The sequence below is a fragment of the Candidatus Villigracilis sp. genome (assembly GCF_057083605.1).
The window spans coordinates 1-5,857 of sequence record NZ_JBXMTI010000132.1 but is presented as its reverse complement, the minus strand read 5'-3'; the positions used below and the strand labels follow the sequence as shown (position 1 = coordinate 5,857).

The window sequence follows — 5,857 nt, the reverse complement described above, 5'->3', positions numbered from 1 at the left end:
CACCAGAATATAATCGCTTATGGGCTCAACCCATCAACTGGTCGTGGACGCGTCGCAATTTGCACGATTGGGCAGCAAAGAAATCATCAGCACTATGTTGAATTACTTATCGAACATTCCACTAGGGAGTCCACGCGGTAGGTTGATCGGTTGTTTCGGGCTATGTTGGACGAGAGTTTTGGAGAATAACTATGAACCAAAAGAATCTTGATAAGGCAAATACGATTGCCGACCCTGAACCATTTTCGACTGCGTTGCAGATTCTCACTATTATTACTCCAATAGGGGTACTGATTGCAGAACAGACCATTGACTACTTCATAAGCGAAAAAGAGAGAAAAGACGAAATTCGGAATGCCTTGTATGAAAGTTATCGAGCGACCAATGAAGCGGAACGGCTATTGAAAGATTTTGTGAGTTATCTTGTTCAACAGGGTTTTCTTGACCGAGAGTTTCGTTTAGGTCGAGCACCACTTACTGGCGATTCGTCTTTAATAAATGCGATAAGACATTGCAAAGAGACAGCTACAATGCAAGCAAGAAACTTGGCGATTCAATGATAACTTTGTCAAAGCTGCTGGATCAAGAAGATTTTCACCGAGTTGCTCGATATTCAGAAGAGCTTAATCGTTTCTTGCAAGATGCGCTGCGGGCAAAAAGTTATAAGGAGTATAGTGTTTCTACAAGTAGATTAATTCAACAAGGGCAAAACATAATTGTTGCACTTGGTGAGAAGTATAACTTTAGGCCATCGAATATCTCATGATGTATAGGGTGCAAGAAGAGTTTGTGGGCGTGGTGCGGCTGGTCGAGAGTCTGCGTGGGCGGATGTCCGAGGTGGGAAGGCAGGTCAACGGGTTGTTTGAGAATCTGTTGGCGGAGGCGTCTGGCACAGAAGGAGATTTCAATGAGAAGAGTTGATGTTTATATTCCGATAATTGGCAGCGTAGTCATCATTATTTTAGTATCTATTCCTCTGATTACTCAATCAGTGGACAATGTTCCAACCTATCTTGCTGGTTTGGCAGCTGTAGTTACTTCATGGATAAGTCTGTATTTTTCTGTGGTACGCCAAACACTGCGTAGACCGAATCTAATATCTGAACCAGATGTAGAAACCGCTCTATTTGATAAAAAGGAAGGCAAGAAAACATATCTAAGATTGAAGATTACAAATGCGGGAAAATCTGTAGCCAAGAATTGTGTTGGCAGATTGGTGCAACTTGTTGATGAAGACGGAAAATCAATTCGATACGATCCACTTTACTTTTTCTGGGCTAGACAGGATGATGAGTTGGTAGATTTTGCTCCTGTAAATATTTACGCGGGAGATTCTGAATTTTTAGATATCGCGGGAATTCGCCACAAAGAAAAAATAGTAAAGTTCCGTATTTCATCGAGAAAACAACCTTTGCCTTTGGGTAAAGTTTTCCCTATTAAGTCATATTTTGTTAAAGTGGCAATTTATGGTGATGATATAGTGCCTTTGCAAGAATGGTATCAAATTGTAGTCAATAAGGATGCCATGCAAAATTCGACGCTAGTTAAAGTTAAGTCTCCATCGCAATGATGAATAAACTTGCGGGTGTGGTGGCGCGGGTCGAGGGTCTGTGCGGGAGAATCCCCGAGGCGTTTGATGGGTAGAGACACAGCGGAACGATTCTTCGTCAAAACCCGTGCGTCGCTCAGCTGTGTCCCTACGGACGATGGAGAGATACAAAAAGAGTTTGTGGGCGCGGTGGCGTGGATCGAGTGTTTGCGAGGGTGGATGTCCGAGGCGGGGAGGCTGGTCGAGGGATTGTTTAAGAGTCTTTTGGCGGAGGCGTTCTCGTGAAGACCGTCCACGAATTTTTCACGAATACTCGAATGAATGACGCGATATTCGTGCATTCGTGGTTTTATTCGTGGATGGGTACCTCCTTGTGGGGTTTTGATTATTTGGATGGATGTTAGAATTGCGGGCAAGCCCCTTTCAGTCATATATGCTATTGTTCATTATAAATATTATGGGGTAATTCCCTTAAAGTTATGTTATAAGCTCCCTTCACCAGGTTATAAAATGAGAATCGCCTGTCCAAAATGTGACTTTCACCCGACTCCGAATATCCTTTGGCAATGTAACCCGGGCTGTGGCCATAATTGGCATACATTTGCTACTCATAGTGTTTGTCCGCGTTGTTCAAAGATGTGGCACGATACACAATGCCCACATTGCAAATTATGGTCACTTCATGATGATTGGTATCGAGATGATATACCTGAGCAGAAGCCATCGGAGAAGCATAAACAGCCTGAAACGCAGGAAGAGTTGCACTTGCGGGCGACTCCCAGCATTGAAAACAAGTTCCAGTAGTGTCATAATAGAATCGCTATGCGGAAGCCCGCGATACGGCATTGGAAATAGTAATGCAATTAATATTGCCAATTTAGCAACAGGAATTAGGATAAGAGAATATGAATGCGATCCAAGGGTACCTGCTCATCGTGGAGGATGATCCCGATATACGGAAGTTGTTGGAAACAGCGCTGACGTTTGAGGGGTATCGCGTGCTGACCGCGCATAATGGCAAGGAGGGGTTGGAGACCATTCAGAGAGAGCGCCCATCGATCGTAATTGCCGATATTATGATGCCAAAAATGGACGGCTTTGGCCTCGTCCATAGGCTGCGCTTGGACTCTCAAACCCAGGATATCCCAGTAGTGTTTATCACAGCTACTTACGTCACACTTGCAGATCAGGAATTTGCATTGAATATTGGGGCAACTCGTTTTATCCAGAAGCCGGTGAACATGGAAATCTTTTTGCAAACCATTTCGGAGCTCCTGCAAGACGGCGCCCCTGCCCGCACCAACCTGCTTAGGGAATTCAATTTCTATGATGGATATCGCAAGCGGCTCGAAGCAAAGCTGGATCAAAAAAATAAGCACATTGCACGCGATGAGTTTCTGCTGGAAACCCAGGATGGGGATAAGGAATCGCTTCAGGAGTCTCTTCGTCACGCCAAGGATGAACGAGAGGAATTAAGGCTTCTGCTTGATCAAATCTACACGCAGCTTCAAAAATATGTTGACTCTGTATAATTGCCAACGCTCATTTATGTTGAAAATCGGCAAGGCAAAAAATTTCAAAATCTCAATTCATTCTTAAATTCGAAATTCCTGAGAAAGACTCTTCGGGTCGGAGAAACAAATGATTCCCACTCTTCCATTTGGACGCACAGGCCATAACAGCACTCGCACCATTTTTGGCGCAGCCGCCTTTTGGGATACGCCGCAAAAAGAAGTGGATGCCGCCATGGATCTGATCCTGCAAAACGGCGTCAATCATGTGGATACCGCTGCCAGTTATGGCCGCTCACAAGAATTGCTAGGGGATTGGATTCGCCGCCATGGCAAGCCATTTTTCCTTGCAACCAAAACAGAGAAGCGCACGAAGGAGGCCGCCTACGACGATATCCGCCTCTCGCTGGACCTGTTGCATGTTCCCCAAGTGGACCTGATCCAACTCCACGCCTTGCACGAGGAAAATGATTGGGTGACTGCCTTCGGCCCAGGCGGCGTGATCGAAGCGGTTATCCGTGCCCGTGATGAAGGACTAGTTCGCTTCATCGGGGTGACCGGTCATGGTGTGCCCGTCCCGCAGTTTCATCTGCGCTCCCTCGCTCAATTCGATTTCGACTCTGTGCTATTGCCATATAACTTTGTTATGCTGCAAAATCCGCAGTACGCCGATGGCTTCAATAAGGTGCTGTCAATCTGCAAGGAACGGAATATCGCCGTGCAGACCATCAAAGGGGTCACGCGTTCACCGTGGAATGATATGCGGCCAAGTCACACCACATGGTATCGTCCACTGGAAGACCAAGCGGATATTGATCTGGCCGTACACTGGGTCTTTGGCGATCCACAGGTTTTTCTCAACACTGCTGGTGATCTCAACATTCTGCCTCGCATTTTTGATGCTGCACATCGCTTTGAGAATCCGCCATCCGATCAGCAAATGCAGGATTTGGTTCAGCGTCTCGAAATGAAACCGCTCTTTACATGACGAAGTACGCGCTGAGCGGAGATCGGGCGGTTACTGAGCTTGTCAAAGTATGCTCGTTCCCGCTCGCAGTCGAAGCGTAGATGCGCAAGGTAAATTAATAAAAAGGAGCGGCCCATTGGGTCGCTCCTGTCAAATAGACATCCCTATTATATTCGTCGGAACATAGCCAGAATCCCGACTAATAGCGCTGAGCCGATGATGGACCACACTACCGGGAATGGCTGGCCTCCAATATTAACTGCGATCAACTCCGGTAATCCAAACTGACGCGCCAACCATAAACCGACCAATGCGCCAATGTATCCGACCACTGCCGATACCAGGCAGCCGCCGATTGAGTAACCGACCAAGGCCTGTCCGATAAACCCGCAAATGGCAGCGACGAGCGCCAGGACGAGAAAATCTATGAGAGTCATTTTTGCTCCTTTCGTGTGCAACCCTGATTTATGTTAGCTTTATAAGATCCTGTTATATCCTGGGGGATTGTGCTATCTCCATTTGATATGTTTAGCAGGTTTCGACATTTTTTTCTCGATTTGATCCTTGAAATATCCATAACGTTCCTGTACCAGACCGACAAATTCTTCCCAGAAACCGCGGATTTGGCTCATTCGATTTTTTGTCAACTTGCCCCACCATTGCAATATCTTGCCTCGAAATTGTTTCCATTTGCCAGCCCGCACATCCTGATTGATTGTCATCTTCATCAGCAATCTCCTTTCTCTCATTGGCATGTTGGGTAGGCCCATCCACCCAAGGACCTTAATATAGCTTCAAATGAGGCTGTTAGTTTACTGGTTGGGAGATGGCTTCTTGTGCCTCAGAGATTGAAGTATTGTGTTGCAGGGTCAAGCCTCATTCGATGCAAAACTGTCAACTCAACTTTCCCTTAGGTTGTATGACAGTTTGAATATGCAAACCATTGTTGCCCTCTATAAATTATTATAGGTCGCCGGGAAATAGAATTTTATTAATCCACCCGAATTCTAACGAAACTCTATTAATTCATCATCCTGTTGATTGAGATCTTAATAAATATCAGCATGTGTTATCAAATTTGGATTTAACTTTAATTACATTTAATCATTAAGTAAACCATGGTGGGATTGAAAGAAGGATGCCCCTGTTTTATATTGAATATGCGTTCAATCTCACCGTGCGTAATATCGCATGAGTTTCGCGAATTGATTCGTCTATAACTGAAAGGAGTTAGAAATGACTAAGATTACCTTTAGACGTTCTGGTGGTGTAATCGGTAACGAGCTGCATTTAGACCTGAACCTTGATAGCCTGCCTGAGGATGAAACACAACGCCTGCAAAAGCTGATCGATGATGCAGACTTTTTCAACATCCCCCAGAATCTGGCAGGACGCGCTTCCTCAGATGAATTTCAATATGATGTCACTGTACAAAATGGCGCCAAAAACCACACCGTCCGCACTACTGATACTGCCATGCCAAAGTCACTGTTCCCACTGGTCAAGGAATTGACTCTGATGAGAATCCTCATCTAGCAGGGACAGTAGATCTAAACAAATGATCCTGGCCTGGCAGATTCCCTTATTCGAGTGGATTTGCCAGGCCGTGGAGTTTATTAGGGGTATTATTTTCAACCAAGGGGGGTATGGCGCTGTGTGATTTCCAGTACGACGAAATAAAGCTATAGTATCCACGTAATGATGCTAGTGGAATGTTCGATAAGTAATTCAACATAGTGCTGATGATTTCTTTGCTGCCCAATCGTGCAAATTGCGACGCGTCCACGACCAGTTGATGGGTTGAGCCCATAAGCGATTATATTCTGGTGT

Annotated in this window: 8 protein-coding genes; 6 read left to right on the top strand and 2 right to left on the bottom strand. The window is 45.3% G+C overall.

Annotated features, from left to right (window positions below):
• The first annotated feature begins 191 nt into the window (after nt 1-191).
• The 5 genes from AC14M5_RS19675 to AC14M5_RS19655 all read left to right on the top strand — a co-directional run bounded on the left by AC14M5_RS19675 (nt 192) and on the right by AC14M5_RS19655 (nt 4,048).
• On the top strand, nt 192-560 hold the full coding sequence (locus AC14M5_RS19675; protein WP_484031418.1) for a hypothetical protein: 369 nt from the start codon (nt 192-194) through the stop codon (nt 558-560).
• 214 nt (nt 561-774) lie between these two features.
• Nucleotides 775-921, top strand: coding sequence for a hypothetical protein (locus AC14M5_RS19670; RefSeq protein WP_484031417.1), 147 nt, complete (start codon nt 775-777; stop codon nt 919-921).
• Nucleotides 908-1,570: a hypothetical protein gene (locus tag AC14M5_RS19665; protein ID WP_484031416.1), complete on the top strand. Its 663-nt coding sequence runs from the start codon at nt 908-910 to the stop codon at nt 1,568-1,570. Before AC14M5_RS19670 ends, AC14M5_RS19665 begins: the two co-directional genes overlap by 14 nt.
• A gap of 884 nt (nt 1,571-2,454) precedes the next feature.
• Nucleotides 2,455-3,081 carry a response regulator gene (locus AC14M5_RS19660; protein WP_484031415.1) on the top strand — a complete coding sequence of 209 codons (627 nt, stop codon included), beginning with the start codon at nt 2,455-2,457 and terminating at the stop codon, nt 3,079-3,081.
• A 109-nt stretch (nt 3,082-3,190) separates the two neighbouring features.
• Nucleotides 3,191-4,048 carry an aldo/keto reductase gene (locus tag AC14M5_RS19655; RefSeq protein ID WP_484031414.1) on the top strand — a complete coding sequence of 286 codons (858 nt, stop codon included), beginning with the start codon at nt 3,191-3,193 and terminating at the stop codon, nt 4,046-4,048.
• Between the two features lie 146 nt (nt 4,049-4,194).
• Here the strand turns inward: AC14M5_RS19655 and AC14M5_RS19650 are convergent, their stop codons facing one another.
• Nucleotides 4,195-4,464, bottom strand: coding sequence for a GlsB/YeaQ/YmgE family stress response membrane protein (locus AC14M5_RS19650; RefSeq protein WP_484031413.1), 270 nt, complete (start codon nt 4,462-4,464; stop codon nt 4,195-4,197).
• Nucleotides 4,465-4,536: 72 nt separating this feature from the next.
• On the bottom strand, nt 4,537-4,755 hold the full coding sequence (locus tag AC14M5_RS19645; RefSeq protein ID WP_484031412.1) for a CsbD family protein: 219 nt from the start codon (nt 4,753-4,755) through the stop codon (nt 4,537-4,539).
• Between the two features lie 508 nt (nt 4,756-5,263).
• Between AC14M5_RS19645 and AC14M5_RS19640 the strand changes: the two genes are divergently transcribed.
• Nucleotides 5,264-5,563 carry a protealysin inhibitor emfourin gene (locus tag AC14M5_RS19640; RefSeq protein ID WP_484031411.1) on the top strand — a complete coding sequence of 100 codons (300 nt, stop codon included), beginning with the start codon at nt 5,264-5,266 and terminating at the stop codon, nt 5,561-5,563.
• The last annotated feature ends 294 nt before the right edge of the window (nt 5,564-5,857 follow it).